The organism is Tumebacillus flagellatus (genome assembly GCF_000714935.1).
GTDB lineage: Bacteria > Bacillota > Bacilli > Tumebacillales > Tumebacillaceae > Tumebacillus > Tumebacillus flagellatus.
Map to the genome: position 1 here is coordinate 1 of NZ_JMIR01000043.1, position 13,622 is coordinate 13,622.

19 protein-coding genes are annotated in these 13,622 nt (G+C 56.5%); 3 read left to right on the top strand and 16 right to left on the bottom strand.

Going from position 1 to position 13,622, the window contains the following annotated elements; all coding sequences use genetic code 11:
* Positions 1-109 precede the first annotated feature (109 nt).
* The 3 genes from EL26_RS20825 to EL26_RS20835 all read right to left on the bottom strand — a co-directional run bounded on the left by EL26_RS20825 (position 110) and on the right by EL26_RS20835 (position 1,768).
* Positions 110-517, bottom strand: a complete 408-nt coding sequence (locus EL26_RS20825; RefSeq protein WP_038093812.1) for a RidA family protein — start codon at positions 515-517, stop codon at positions 110-112.
* A 254-nt stretch (positions 518-771) separates the two neighbouring features.
* Positions 772-1,290 (bottom strand): spermidine/spermine N(1)-acetyltransferase, encoded by a 519-nt coding sequence (gene paiA, locus EL26_RS20830; protein ID WP_038093815.1) that lies wholly within the window; start codon positions 1,288-1,290, stop codon positions 772-774.
* Positions 1,291-1,315: 25 nt separating this feature from the next.
* A complete protein-coding gene (locus EL26_RS20835) occupies positions 1,316-1,768 on the bottom strand; it encodes a MarR family winged helix-turn-helix transcriptional regulator (protein ID WP_038093818.1) in 453 nt (150 codons plus the stop codon).
* A 95-nt stretch (positions 1,769-1,863) separates the two neighbouring features.
* On the opposite strand from EL26_RS20835, the gene EL26_RS20840 reads away from it, so the two are divergent.
* Positions 1,864-2,085: a hypothetical protein gene (locus EL26_RS20840; RefSeq protein WP_052036647.1), complete on the top strand. Its 222-nt coding sequence runs from the start codon at positions 1,864-1,866 to the stop codon at positions 2,083-2,085.
* Positions 2,086-2,140: 55 nt separating this feature from the next.
* On the opposite strand, the gene EL26_RS20845 is transcribed toward EL26_RS20840, so the two are convergent.
* The 10 genes from EL26_RS20845 to EL26_RS20890 all read right to left on the bottom strand — a co-directional run bounded on the left by EL26_RS20845 (position 2,141) and on the right by EL26_RS20890 (position 9,704).
* Positions 2,141-2,572, bottom strand: coding sequence for a YciI family protein (locus EL26_RS20845; protein WP_038093820.1), 432 nt, complete (start codon positions 2,570-2,572; stop codon positions 2,141-2,143).
* A 250-nt stretch (positions 2,573-2,822) separates the two neighbouring features.
* Entirely contained in the window at positions 2,823-3,503 is a 681-nt protein-coding gene (locus EL26_RS20850; RefSeq protein ID WP_038093823.1) for a single-stranded DNA-binding protein, read from the bottom strand.
* Between the two features lie 84 nt (positions 3,504-3,587).
* Entirely contained in the window at positions 3,588-4,688 is a 1,101-nt protein-coding gene (gene ychF, locus EL26_RS20855) for a redox-regulated ATPase YchF (protein ID WP_038093826.1), read from the bottom strand.
* 116 nt (positions 4,689-4,804) lie between these two features.
* Positions 4,805-5,068, bottom strand: coding sequence for a DUF3892 domain-containing protein (locus EL26_RS20860; RefSeq protein WP_052036648.1), 264 nt, complete (start codon positions 5,066-5,068; stop codon positions 4,805-4,807).
* Positions 5,069-5,150: 82 nt separating this feature from the next.
* The gene (locus tag EL26_RS20865) at positions 5,151-5,396 is read right to left on the bottom strand and encodes a WYL domain-containing protein (RefSeq protein WP_152559353.1); all 246 of its coding nucleotides are present in this window, start codon (positions 5,394-5,396) and stop codon (positions 5,151-5,153) included.
* 198 nt (positions 5,397-5,594) lie between these two features.
* A complete protein-coding gene (locus EL26_RS20870; RefSeq protein ID WP_038093829.1) occupies positions 5,595-7,619 on the bottom strand; it encodes a molybdopterin-containing oxidoreductase family protein in 2,025 nt (674 codons plus the stop codon).
* Complete coding sequence (locus tag EL26_RS20875; RefSeq protein WP_038093831.1) at positions 7,619-7,822, bottom strand: DUF951 domain-containing protein; 204 nt, start codon at positions 7,820-7,822, stop codon at positions 7,619-7,621. The genes EL26_RS20870 and EL26_RS20875 overlap by 1 nt, the downstream gene beginning before the upstream one ends.
* A 43-nt stretch (positions 7,823-7,865) precedes the next feature.
* A complete protein-coding gene (locus tag EL26_RS20880) occupies positions 7,866-8,807 on the bottom strand; it encodes a mechanosensitive ion channel family protein (protein ID WP_081857378.1) in 942 nt (313 codons plus the stop codon).
* A 32-nt stretch (positions 8,808-8,839) separates the two neighbouring features.
* Positions 8,840-9,088 (bottom strand): putative Se/S carrier protein, encoded by a 249-nt coding sequence (locus EL26_RS20885; RefSeq protein ID WP_038093832.1) that lies wholly within the window; start codon positions 9,086-9,088, stop codon positions 8,840-8,842.
* 37 nt (positions 9,089-9,125) lie between these two features.
* Positions 9,126-9,704, bottom strand: a complete 579-nt coding sequence (locus EL26_RS20890; protein ID WP_152559354.1) for a hypothetical protein — start codon at positions 9,702-9,704, stop codon at positions 9,126-9,128.
* Between the two features lie 138 nt (positions 9,705-9,842).
* On the opposite strand from EL26_RS20890, the gene yyaC reads away from it, so the two are divergent.
* Both yyaC and EL26_RS20900 read left to right on the top strand, forming a co-directional pair.
* On the top strand, positions 9,843-10,526 hold the full coding sequence (gene yyaC / locus EL26_RS20895; RefSeq protein ID WP_081857379.1) for a spore protease YyaC: 684 nt from the start codon (positions 9,843-9,845) through the stop codon (positions 10,524-10,526).
* A gap of 81 nt (positions 10,527-10,607) precedes the next feature.
* On the top strand, positions 10,608-10,862 hold the full coding sequence (locus EL26_RS20900; RefSeq protein ID WP_038093836.1) for a YkuS family protein: 255 nt from the start codon (positions 10,608-10,610) through the stop codon (positions 10,860-10,862).
* Between the two features lie 118 nt (positions 10,863-10,980).
* Here EL26_RS20900 and EL26_RS20905 read toward each other — a convergent pair whose 3' ends face one another.
* The 3 genes from EL26_RS20905 to EL26_RS20915 all read right to left on the bottom strand — a co-directional run bounded on the left by EL26_RS20905 (position 10,981) and on the right by EL26_RS20915 (position 13,470).
* Complete coding sequence (locus tag EL26_RS20905) at positions 10,981-11,487, bottom strand: DUF4446 family protein (RefSeq protein ID WP_052036650.1); 507 nt, start codon at positions 11,485-11,487, stop codon at positions 10,981-10,983.
* Between the two features lie 94 nt (positions 11,488-11,581).
* Complete coding sequence (locus EL26_RS20910) at positions 11,582-12,292, bottom strand: DUF554 domain-containing protein (RefSeq protein ID WP_202962873.1); 711 nt, start codon at positions 12,290-12,292, stop codon at positions 11,582-11,584.
* 38 nt (positions 12,293-12,330) lie between these two features.
* Positions 12,331-13,470, bottom strand: coding sequence for an aminotransferase class V-fold PLP-dependent enzyme (locus tag EL26_RS20915; protein ID WP_038093838.1), 1,140 nt, complete (start codon positions 13,468-13,470; stop codon positions 12,331-12,333).
* Positions 13,471-13,622: the final 152 nt, after the last annotated feature.

The following is a 13,622-nucleotide window of genomic DNA, read 5'->3' on the forward strand; positions in this document are numbered from 1 at the left end:
ACAAGCTGACGCCTCGTGAGTACAGGCGCCAGCTTGCGGTTTAAGGTCTTTTTTCACTGTCTACAAAATGGGGTCTTGACCAGTTGAGACGGCCGGTCTTTTCGTTTTTTTACAAGTTCCCGACGGCGATGGCCTCGATCTCAATCAGCAGGTCATCTCGGATGAGCTTGCGGATTTCCACCGCGGAGCTGGCAGGCGGGTTCGCCGTGTTGATGTACTGATCCCGAATCTCCCGCACCACCGGCATCTGTGCAATGTCGGTCATGAAGAACGTCAGCTTCACCACATCGTGAAACTGAACATCTGCCGCTTCCAAGGCGGATTGGATGTTTTCGAATACCTGTTTCGTCTGCGCGGCGAGATCGCCTGCTCCGACCAATTCTCCCTCCTGATTCAGGGCGACCTGTCCGGATACGTAAATCGTCCGTGCGTTTCGGACTTCCACCACGTGCGTGTACCCGAACGTGGGAGGCATGGTCTCGGGGTTGATGTATTTGACGCGTTTTTCCTGTTGCATCTGATCCACTCCCTTAGGCTGGCTTCCAATCGTTTAAACCTTTGCCTTCGAAGATCGGCTGCATGTATTTTCCAATTCTTGACACTCGAGCAGTCGAGAACGATCGCTCTCAACGTCTCATCATCCTCAAGGTGCACCTCTGCAAGATTCTCGATCATCGGATATCGAGGTACGATTCAAGCCTTTCATTTGACATTACAACAAAATGATTTGAAGATCAATTTTTCTAGATAAACGTGGAAAGAGAACCCTTGCTACGCAAGCGACTTGATCATAATCAGGTCCGTCTGCTCTTCGTCCCCCATGTAGAAGGAATGCGCTCCGTGCAGCACAAAGCCCATCCCCTTGTAGAATCGGATGGCCTTCTCGTTCTTCTCCCACACCCCGAGCCACATGTTCTGTTTGTTTTTCTCCCGGGCGATGTCGATGCTCTTTTGGATCAAGACTTTTCCCAGCCCGTGTCTCTGATAGGCACTGCGGATATAGATGCGTTCGATCTCCAGGGCATCGTCAATGACTTTATCGGATTGTGCCCCGTTGATGTTGACTTTTAGATACCCCGCCAGTTCTTCGTTGACATACGCAAAGTAGAAAAACGAATCCGGATTCGCAAGCTCTTTCTCCAGCTTTTCCAGAGTGAATGCCTTCTCCAAGTACGCATCCAAGCTCTCAGGATCATTGGTTGCGCGAAACGTCTCATCGAACGTCTCCATACTGATCGTTTGAAGCGCATGCACATCCGCCACCGTACAAGATTTCAACTGTATGGTCATGGTACTCTCTCCTTTGATTTTGTGGTCAGTACTTACGCTTGTGTCCCTTCTTCACCAATTCCCAGTCCACTTCTACATTTTTTCTGACTTTCACAAGCAGGTCGTGGATCGTGTCGATCTCCTCTGGAGACAGCCCGGACAAGGCCATCCGGTTGGAGTGCTCCCCTTCTCGTTGCAGCGAAGGATAGATCGCATACCCCTGCTCGGTGGCAAACAGCTTCTTGATTTTTTTGTTGTGGTCGTCCTTTTCCTTATAGATGAGCCCCTGTTCCTCCAGTTTGGCGATGGCACGGGCTGCCGTTGTACGATCCACTTTGATCATCTCGGCCACTTTTTCTTGAATGATACCGGGGTTCTCGCAGATGCGCACCAGATACAAATATTGCCCCTTTGCCAAGTCAAACTCTTTAAACTCGATGTTGCTGATCGAGTCCAAGGCGCGGGCGATCATGCCGATCTCACGCAGGATCTCTTTCATCGGCACCCCTCCTTCTCGCTCAACTTTTTGTTGTATTTGCAACAATTCTGTGCGTAGACTATTATAAAACGATCCAAAGCATTTGGCTAGGGAGGGTGGAAAATGAAGAACAAGGGCTGTCCAAAACGGTCGGACTTACGGTAGGCAGTTGGGAAATCCTCATTGCGCTGATTCTGGTAGGCGGCAACGCCCTGCTCAGGAGAAAAAAGCCTGAGTATTTGGGCATGCTGACCGTCTGCTTCGGGGGTATCCTGCTGAACGTCTTGATGCCGCGTATGGAACGTTTTCTCCACACGAAAAAAGAGACCCCTTGCTAGACAAGGGATCTCTCACATTCAGCTTGAGCCAAATCCTCGGCAGCGGATTCCTCCACTAACTCAGCTTCCTCTTCACACGTGCAAGCATTTCAGTTTCCCTCGCCAATGCTTCCGGGTCCTGAGTGAATTCCGCCGCCCCATACACTTGGCGCAGCTCGATTTCTCCTTCGCCATTGCCGTGCGGGTCCGGCATCCGCATCGCCCACTGGATCGCCTCTTCTCTTGAGTTCACCTCGATCAACGTGAAGCCCGCGATCAGCTCTTTTGCTTCCGTGAAGGGTCCGTCTACCACCTTCGGTTTCCCACCGGGTTCCGGATACGAGATGCGAATCGCGTTCGAGCTTGGGTGGAGTCCTTGAGCAGCAATAAATGCGCCTGCCTGCTTCAGCTCGTCGTTGAACTTCCGCATCGCGTCAAAATGCGCTTGATCGGGAATGAAGCCGTTCTCGGAGTCTTTTGTTGCTTTGACAACCAACATGAAAATCATCGAAAACCTACTCCTTTGTGTTTATGATTTGCCTCTATATACACAACGAACGGGGGACACCAAAATCGACAGGGTAAAAAAATTTTTCCTACTATCTTTTTCAATGTGATTTAGTGATTCCCTTCCTGCTCCAAGTTCCATGTTGTCCCTCCTTCCATCGTACACACCCGTGCACAGTTCTAAAACAAAGAGACCCCTTGATAGGCAAGGGGTCTCTCCTATTTCTTGCTATGCAATTCGTGCTGGTGTCCTAGAACGGCAAATCATCATCCGAAATATCAATCGGCTTGCCGTCATCGGAGAACGGATCGTCGTTGCGTTTGCCGCCGCCTCCGCCAAAACCGCCTTGATTTCCGCCGCCAAAGCCACCGCCCTGGTTGCCTCCACCAAAACCGCCGCCTTGATTTCCGCCGCCAAAGCCGCCCTGATTGCCTCCACCAAAGCCGCCGCCTTGGTTTCCGCCGCCATAACCGCCCTGGTTGCCTCCACCAAAGCCGCCGCCTTGATTTCCGCCGCCGTAACCGCCCTGGTTGCCTCCGCCAAAGCCGCCGCCTTGGTTTCCGCCGCCGTAGCCGCCTCCGCCAAAGTCACCGCCTCCACCGCCGGCATTATCTCCGCGGTCGAGGAAGCGAACGCTCTCCGCGACAACTTCTGCCACGCGAACTTTCTGCCCTTCCTTGTTGTCATACGAGCGGATTTGCAAACGGCCGTCCACAGCGGCCATCCGGCCTTTGCGCAAGTATTGCGCGCACAGCTCCGCTTGCTTCTGCCAGACGACGATGTTGATGAAGTCGGTCTCGCGCTCGCCGTTTTGGTTCGAACGTTGACGGTCGACTGCCAGCGAGAACTGGGCGACCGCCGTGCCGGACGGGGTGTAGCGCAGTTCCGGGTCGGCCGTCAGACGACCGATCAAAATGATGCGGTTCAACATGGTTTCTCTCCCCCTCTTGATAAAAAGTATCGCGCCCGCAAACGGGGCACGTATCGTTCAACTCGCGGTCCACGCAATCAGAAATTAAACGTTGAAGCGGAAATGCATGATGTCGCCGTCGTTGACGACGTACTCCTTGCCTTCCAGACGCACTTTGCCCGCTTCCTTCGCGGCGTTCATCGAGCCGTAGTGCACGAGGTCGTCGTACGCCACAGTCTCCGCGCGGATGAAGCCCTTCTCAAAGTCGGTGTGAATCACACCCGCCGCACCCGGAGCTTTCGTGCCTTGGCGAATCGTCCACGCGCGAACTTCCTGCACGCCCGCCGTGAAGTAGGTGATCAGGCCGAGCAGCTTGTACGCTTGCTTGATCAGACGGTCGAGGCCGGATTCCGCCAAGCCGAGCTCTTCGAGGAACATCTGCTTGTCCTCGCCCTCAAGTTCCGCGATCTCCGATTCCACTTTCGCCGAGATCACGACCACTTCGGCGCCTTCCAGAGCCGCGTGTTCGCGAACTTTTTGAACATATTGGTTCTCTTCCGCGTTCGCCACTTCGTCTTCCGCGACGTTGGCAACGTAGAGCACCGGTTTGATCGTCAGCAAGTGCAGGTCGCGCACGACCAGCTTCTCTTCGTCGTCGAGCTCCACAGAGCGCGCCGGTTTGCCGTTCTCAAACGCTTCCTTGAGGCGGTCCAAAACAGACGCTTCGAGGATCGCTTCCTTCACGCCCGCTTTCGCTGCTTTGCGGGTGCGGTCGATGCGGCGCTCCACCGAATCAAGGTCGGAGAAGATCAATTCGAGGTCGATCGTCTCAATATCGCTGAGCGGGTCGACTTTGCCCGCGACGTGGGTGATGTTCGAGTCCTCGAAGCAGCGGACCACGTGCGCGATCGCGTTGACTTCCCGGATGTGGCCGAGGAATTTGTTGCCGAGGCCCTCGCCCTTGGACGCTCCGGCTACGAGGCCTGCGATGTCCACAAATTCAAACGCGGTCGGAACCACGCGGTTCGGAACCACGATCTCCGTCAACTTGACCAGACGCTCGTCCGGAACTTCGACGACCCCCACGTTCGGGTCGATCGTGCAGAACGGATAGTTTGCCGCTTCTGCGCCCGCTTTCGTGATTGCATTAAAAAGAGTGGATTTACCGACGTTCGGCAACCCAACGATCCCTACGGATAAAGCCATTTGGCTAGCACCTCCAAAAATAGTCCACTATTCATTATATCAAAATCCACAAGGGAAAAAAACGAATGTTCCACGTGAAAAAAGGGCTCGGCACCACCGCGCCGGAACCCTCCTCCCTAGCCCTCCAGGTTGTCCTCGTGCATCGCTTGTTCAAACGACGGCAGCATGTCGAGATTGCCTCCCGCCTCCGGTTCGCCGTCGCCGGTGCTGGACTTGATGTACCAGTTGCCTTCCCGGTCGATCGCGTCGAGGCTGTCAAAGTTGCCGTCACGGGCTTCCTGCATCGCTTGCTCGATCGAAATCACACGCCCGGTGTGGGTCATCACCTCGGCGATGTCTCCGTTGCGGTCCTTGCGAACCGCGATGATCTTCTCGCCCATTCGTCGTCCCTCCTGTTGCCCATACTCCTGCTGTTAGAGGTAGAATGTGCGCGAACTTCCCTCTCTATCCGCGCCAAGCGCATCATCCGTATCGGTGCAGAGCGGACGACTGAGACCCGCGGGGAACTTGCAAAGACACCGCCAGAATCTGTTCATGCAAAAACGTCCGCGGCTGGCGGCGCTTGTAACAGTACGCTTGGATGCCGTCCTCCGTGAAGCCGCGCACTTGGACGACGCGCTGGGAGATCTCGCCGTTTCGATCCATATAGATGAGAGAAACCGGGCGGTGTTCCCGGTAGGCAATCTGCAGTTCCTTGCTGTGGTTCATGTCGTCACCTCCGATTTTTTGAAAAAAAATCAAGAATCACTCTTGCGAACATCTGTTCTGTTGGTTATATTATATACGAACATATGTTCTTTATGCCAGTCCAAAATAAAAAAGTCCCCCGGCCCGCCGAGGCGAGGGAGGACTGTGACTCTGCACAGAAAGCAGAGCCTGGGAGCCATTTCTGAAATACAGTTTTTGCTACGCTTTGGCGAGGTTGACGAGGCAGTCGTACTGCGCCGACCCGATCCCCAAGTCGCTGCGGCGGTTGGAGGTCAGGGCGTTCAGCATCGTGCCTTTGATTCCCCACCAACCTTCTTCGATCTTGATCGTCCTCGCGTGCTGTCCGTCGACGATCTTGATCGAGCCGAGAATTTCGCCCCTGTCGTTGTAGACGCGGGCGAGGTCTCCTTCGGCAAGCCCCGTTTCCCGTGCGATCAACGGCGAAATTTCCACCACCGGACGCTCCGGCATCTTCACCACATGATAGTATTGCGAATTCAACGATCGACGCGGGTGAATCGTCAACAGATGATACGGGAACCGCTCCGCACGCTTGCGGTCTCGGAGCGGACTCTCCATCGGTTCCTCATACACGGGAATCGGCGAGGCCCCGTCCTCCTCCGCCTGTTCCGAATAGAACTCATACTTCCCGCTCGGCGTGGCGAACCGATAGTCCGCCCACGCCACCGGCTGCTCCTCGGCCGCGAGGACGCCCGTCTCTTGCAGCTTCTCACGGGTGATGCCGAACTGCTCTTCGAGCGGTTTCAATGCGATCTCCATCCACCGGTGCACGTGATCCCCCGCACCGAACTCTTCCACAAACCCCAACTCTCTCGCCAAGCCCTGCAGAATTGCCCAGTCCGGTTTGGTGTTTCCGCGCGGTTCCACCGCCCGGTTCACATAGGTCATGTACGGATGCCACATCGACGTGTACATGATGTCTTCTTCCTCAAACACCGTCGTGCAAGGCAGGAAGTAATCGGCGATCATGCCCGTATCGTGCAGGAACATATCGATCACAACCACGCAGTCCACCGCTTCATACGCCCGCAGGGTCTTGCCGGTCTCCGGCAGCTGCGCGATCGGATTGGCGCGCGTCACGAACAGCACTTGCACCGGTTCTTCCGTCTCTTGCACCGCCAGAATTTCATCCGCTTCCGTGATTTTGGTGAACGCGCGATACGCGTTGCGCTTGTCGCTTGCCATCAGCGCGGGATAGTCGAACTTGTGAATCTGGTTGCCGTAGTGCACACCCCCGCCGGAACGCCCGACATTGCCGCTCATCGCCGCCAACGCGTCGATCAAGCGAATCGTGTTGCCGCCGTTGGCGTAGCGCTGCATGCCAAGCCCCAGCAACGTGGCTGTCGCTTGCCCGGAGCCATAGCCTTCCGCCAGCCAGCGAATGTCGTCGGCGTCCACACCGGTCACTTCCGCCGCCCGCTCCACCGTCCACTCGCGCTGTACATACTCGGCAAACGCCGCGAACCCGATCGCCTGCTTCCGCACGAACGTCTCGTCCACCAAGCCGCGGTCCAAGAGATGTCGCGCCATGCCAAGCGCCAGGGCGCCGTCCGAACCCGGGCGGGGATGCAGTTGTTTGACCGCTTTGTCGCTCAAGTCAGTCATCAACGGGTCCACGATCACCAATTCAGTCCCCCGCTTGAGCGCGGCTTTGAGATAGGGCATCATGTGCATGTTCGTCACCGACACGTTGCGTCCCCAGACGACGATACGGTCGGCGTGTGCCGCCAAATCGTCCGGGTGGTGGCTCTTCGCGTAGCCGAAGTCGTACTTCTGCGCTTCCAAGCCCGCCCCCCAGCAGATCGAGCCCACCGTGTCGGTAAACCCGCCGAACAAATTGAAGAAGCGCTGCTCCAGCACTTTCAAGAGCCCCGACGACCCGTAATCATAGTGATGCATCACGGCGGTCGGGCCGTACTGATCGCGGGCGCGCTTCATCTTCCCGGCGATCTCGCGAAACGCCTGCTCCCACGAGATCGGCTGCCATTCCCCGTCCACTTTCTTCAGCGGCTCCAAGACGCGCTCCGCGTGGTGATACCGGTCGACGAGCTTGCGTCCCTTGCCGCAGAGCGTGCCTTGCGTGATCGGGTGATCCGGGTCGCCTTCGACTTTGATCAAGCGGCCGTCCTCCACGTGGGCGACCATGCCGCAGCAATCCCAGCAGTCCAGCGGACAGGCAGTTTTGATCAACTCCACCGCCATCAGCTTTCCCCTCCCTTGCGGCGCAACACTTTGCGCATGTTGCGCTCAAAATCACGACGTGGGAGAAGCACGCTTCTCCCACAGTTCACACATTTGATTCGTATGTCCATCCCCAAGCGGAGCACTTCCCACTCGTTCGTTCCGCAGGGGTGCGGTTTTTTCATCTGTACAACGTCACCCAGTTCAAAGTGCTTCGGTTCCATGTCGCGTACCCCTTTGCTCTCATCTCAAACTGATCTCGATGCCTTACGCCTTGTCCGGCTGTCCGGCGGGATTCGCCGCTTTCGGCTTCTCTTGTTCCTGCTGACGGACCGCGGCGTTTTTTTCACCTTCGCCGTGGAACAGGTTCACTTGCTTCGGATACGGAATCTCGATGTTCTCGCGTTCAAACGCCGCCTTGATGCGCTGTCGCAGTTCGCGCCCGACGCCGTAGTGCTCCATCGGTTTGCACTCCACCGTCATGCGCACGACGACCTCATGCGCGACGAAGTTCTGCACGCCGAGCACTTGCGGGTCTCCCGTAATGCGCTCGTCCTCCGCTTTCAACGCTTCGCCCACCTCGCGCAACACCTGATACACGTGCTCCAAATTCTCTTCAAACGCAACCGAGATGTCGAGCACCGCCAGCGAGTTGGTTTTCGAATAGTTGGTGACTTGCTGAATTTGCGAGTTCGGCAAGATGTGCATCTCGCCTTGGAACGCGCGAATCTTCGTCACGCGCAAGCCCAATTCTTCAACGTTGCCGCGGATGTTGACGTTGTTGTTGATCATCACGTTGTCACCCACGCCGAACTGGTCTTCAAATATGATAAAAAACCCGGTGATCACGTCTTTGACGAGGCTCTGCGCCCCGAAACCGACGGCAAGCCCGATGACGCCGGCCCCGGCGATCAGCGACGTGATGTTCAGGCCTAAGTTCGACAGCACGGTCAAGATGACCATGAAATACACCACATAATGCGCCACGTTCAACAGCAAGGTGGTCATCGTCTTGCTGCGGCGCTCGTCCATTCGTATTGCGCGCCCGCTGAAGATCTTGGTCACCGTCTTATCCAAGACTTTCATCATCACCTTCGCGATGACGAGAATCAACGCGATCTTGAGCACCACCCAGCCGATGTTGATCCAGAACTGAGCGTCAAGCAGTTTCTCTATGAACTTGTCATAGACCTGCACATAGTACATCATAGCCAACAAACCTCCGGTTTCTCTCTATTCTATCATGCTTGCAGGAGTTCGTAGCCTTCCCCCTGCGGCTTGAAATACCCGCGCACGACAATTTCCCGGTCCTCGATGATCGCACGTACCGCGTCGAAATCGTCCGGCTCAAAGTCGATGGCGAGCGCGCAGCCCGCCGTCACCGATTTCGGCGTCGGTCGGATGTCGATCTCAAGACCGGCCCCCTCCAACTCCGCTTCTGCCCGCAACGCATGATGCGTCGAGTCGAAAGCCACCAACCAATATGCCATTCTCTGCACTCCGCTTCTCTCTATAGATTTCGAAACCTCACCAGAATATCAAGCGGTACAAGCCCCGCACAAACATCGAATGCACCAATTCTCCGTCCAGCCACTGCATGCCGTTTAACCAGCACACGAGGCCGAGGACGCTGACCATATAAGTAGACACTGTCGCTCCGATGCAAAGCCCGACGGCAGAGCCCGCCAGCCGCGACTGCCACACCCCCCGCGCCTGGCGCCAGAGCGTTTCATACACGCGCAAGATCATCTGCAGCCCGACAAACAGCGCGGTGCTCATGAGACCCAGCAACAGCAGATCATACAACCGCTCCACGATCACCGACACGTCCGGTCCGAGACCCTGCACGACCGGCGTTGCTTTCGTAACGTTCAAAAAGCCGCTCGATTGCGGCGACGTATGCACGAGATGTCCGGCCATCCACTTGGCGAGCGCAAAACTCCAGCTCTTGTCCACGAGCACGCCCTTGAGAAACGGGATGGAGATCGTCAGCAAGAACATCGGCAACAGCAACGCCATCGCGTCCATGCACGACCGCCAGAACCCCCGAAGCCAACCGAACCAGACACACCATGATAGTACCACGGCGATGCACAGATCGACCATCTCTACCCTTCCCCCTCCGCAGGTTGTCCTCTAGAGACTGTATGCGGGAGGAGTTCGGAAAATTAGACGACCTGACCTGTATGGAACGCCCTTCCCATGCATATACTATTAAAACTCAATATGCTTGCGGAGGGGTCTATGTTGAAAGATAACAATTCGAGGGTCGGCGGTGCGCCGCTCAAGGTCGATCATACCGAAGCACGTGCAGCGGAAGTTCTCGCCGAACGACTCCTCTGCCATGTTTCGGAGTATGGAACGGATCGTCAAATCGTAATCGTCTGCATTGGAACGGATCGCTCGACCGGCGACGCGCTGGGTCCGCTGGTCGGGTCAAAACTGTCGGCACGCTGGGCCGAACGACCGTATGTTACAGTCTATGGTACGCTGGAATCGCCCGTCCATGCGGTCAATCTCAAGGACACGATTCAAGAGATTCAGCAGCGTTTCCAAGACCCGTTTGTGATCGCCGTCGACGCGTGCCTCGGTCAGATTCAAAGCGTGGGCTTGGTGACGCTCGCCCACGGTCCGCTGCGACCGGGAGCGGGCGTGAACAAAATTCTGCCCGAAGTCGGCAACATCCACATCACCGGCATCGTCAACGTCGGCGGGTTCATGGAATACTTCGTCCTGCAGAACACGCGCCTCTCCATGGTCATGCGCATGGCGGACTGCATCGCCGACGGATTGTACTCCGCTGTGCAAGCTGCGCAAGAGCTGTCGCAAAGCGCCGTGAACGACCTGAACACCCCGCGCCTCGACACCAAAACGACTTTCTCCGAACGGATTTCGTCGGTGCGCTCCTCGCTGTTTCCGTTTCTGTAAAGTTTCGCCTCGCATAGCACGCTCCCTCACGCACATACTAGGAGAGGTTCCACCAAACCATCTCGAAGGGGGCTTGGTATCATGACGAACAAAAAAGTGGCGGTTGAGCAGAACTTGAGCACGGTGCGTGACTACCTGAGCCAAGAAGGCTATCAAGTCGTCAATCTGGACAATCAAAACCAGAACGGCCAAGGTTGCGACGCCATCATCATCTCCGGCGCCGACAACAACGTCATGGGCGTCTCCAACGCGACGACCCAAGCGCCGGTCATCAACGCTCACGGCATGACGCCGGAAGACGTCTCGAAACGCCTCAAACAGATTCAGCAACAGTAAGCACAACCCGAACGAGAACGACAAACACCCTGGGTGCACATCACGTATGCGCCCAGGGTGTTTTTTTCAAATCCTCCCGCAACACCGCTTTACGAAAAAAGCACCCTGCAAGAGGGTGCTATCGTTTCATCTGGGCGATGGCTTTTTGCAGAGCTTCTTGTTCCTCTTCGCTGAGCTTGTAGGTGGAAGCTCCGGCGAGGATCGGTTTGGCATAGGTGCGCGATTCTTCGCGGCCGAAGATGCTGGAGAGCACAACACCGTCCGCTTCCCGGTTCAGGAGCGCGATGCTGTAGCTCAAGTCGCTCCCCGCATCGGGAAACGCGTTGTAGCGCAGAACGCCGACCGGACCGACAGACAAATCGATCTCGCGCTGTAAGCGCTCATGCGTCGCTGCGACGTCTTCCACTTGTGCTTGCAGACGTTGCACGTCTGCCGCGTATTGGAACAGAATCTCTTCCAAGTTCGCGTGCTTCAAGCCCTTCATCAGATTTCGGTATCGCTTGCGAATTTGGGCTGTGCGTATGATATTGACCACATACAAGATCAACAGCAGCACCACAAGTCCGGATAACAACGCTATCACGAGGTCAATGTTTTGCAACATCCACTGCTTCGAATCGACCAACGTATGTACCTCCTCTCGACCTCGTACCCCTCTCAGGACACAACTGCTATTGTACCATAGCGTGCGCGGATGTGAAGGTTTTTAGTAGCCCCTTTTAGTAGCCCCAGTTCATCGCAATCCACTTGATGATCCCTGCGAAGAAGATCGCCGGCAACAAGTTGCCGACGTTGATTTTTTTGATCTCCAAAACGTTCAGCGCGATGCCCATGATCAGGAGACCGCCGCAGCCGGACATGACGGAGATGACTTGGCTGGAGAGTACAGACGCGAGCAGCCCCGCCATCAGCGCGATGCTGCCTTGGTAGAGGAACACGGGGATCGCCGAGAGCGCGATGCCGATGCCCATCGCCGAGGTGAAGAAGATGCCGGAGAAACCGTCGAGCATCGCTTTGGTGTAGAGAATTTTATGATTGCCTTCCAACCCCGATTGCAGCGACCCGACGATCGCCATCGCGCCGACGCAATACACGAGCGAGGAAAAAACGAACGCTTCCGATACCTTGCCGTTGCCGAACTTGCTCATCTTGCGTTCGATGAAGCGGCCGAGCGCGTGCAGTTTGCCTTCGATGTCGAGCATCTCGCCAAGCAGACCGCCGAAGACGAGCGACGCGATGACGTAGAACAGATCGTACCCGTCGGCATACGCGGTTTTCAGCGCCATCGAAAGACCGATGACGAACACCGCCATGCCGAGACCTTGCAGGATGGTCGTTTTCATGCGATCCGGGATGCGGTTGAGAAACATCCCGATCACCGACCCGACGATGATGGCGAGCGAATTGACGATCGTGCCAAGCAGTGCCATGAGTGTTTCGCTGTCTCCTCTCTCCTCCGAAACCCCGCTTACATCGCGATGTCGCGCACCGCTTCAAGCAAAGCCTCGATCTCCGCTTCTGTATTGAAAAAACCAATCGACACGCGAACGAGCCCGTGCTCGATGCTGCCGACCGTTTCATGCGCCAGAGGAGCGCAGTGCAACCCCGTACGGACGCAGATGTTGTAGTTTTTGTCGAGGATGAAGCCGATTTCGTGCGACTCGAATCCCTCCACGGTAAACGAGACGATCGGTACGCGCGGCTCTCCGAGCGGCGGTCCGTAGACGGTGACGCCGGCGATCTCCCGCAAGCCTTGGTGCAAGCGCGTCGTCAACGCTTCCTCGTGCTCGCGGATCGTCTCCCGCCCCGTCGCTTCAATGAAATTCAACCCTGCAAGCAACCCGGCAAACCCGACGGTGTTCGGCGTGCCCGCTTCATACCGATCCGGACGGGTCGGCGGCATCTCGATCAGTTCGGAATAGCCTCCGGAACCGCCTTGCATCAGCGGCACGAGCTCGACGTCGGGGTGGATGTAGAGCCCGCCCGTTCCCTGCGGGCCGTAGAGGCTCTTGTGCCCGGTGAACGCGAGCAAGGAGATGTTCATCGCCTCCACGTCGATCGGGTACACCCCGGCGGTCTGACAGGCATCGACGAGCAAGAGAATCCCGTGCTCTTTGGCGATCTGCCCGATTTCTGCAATCGGCATCAACGTGCCGGTCAAGTTCGAGCCGTGCGTCATGGCGATCAAGCGGGTGTTCTCGCGAATCGCCGGCCGAATCGACTCGGCGTGGAAGCGTCCCCGTTCGTCCGCTTGGATATAGGTCAACTCGATGACGCCCTGCTGCCGGAGGAATTCCAGCGGACGGCGCACGGAATTGTGCTCAAGCGACGACGTGATCACATGATCGCCCGGTTTCAGCAACCCGTGGATGGCGAGGTTCAGCGCTTCTGTCGCGTTCTTCGTAAACGCGATGTTGTCGCAGTTTTTCACCCCGAACAGTTTTGCCGCTTTGGAGCGAGCTTCAAACAGCACGCGGGACGCTTTCATCGAGAGCTGGTGCGTGCCGCGACCCGGATTGGCGGCATACTCCCGCATGACCGTCTCCATCGCGGTGATCACATCCGGTGGTTTGGGAAAGCTGGATGCAGCATTGTCTAAATAGATCACACAGCCACCTCCTGTTGTTCAGTCTGCCTTGGTGAACCTGTCTCTCTGAAGTTTACTTTATGCCACTCGAATTGTCATTATCGTGCTCTCTTCCTCTTTTTCCTTTCCCAAACACCCCTGTTTCCCTCTCCCCCCTCCTCCGATGACTCCTT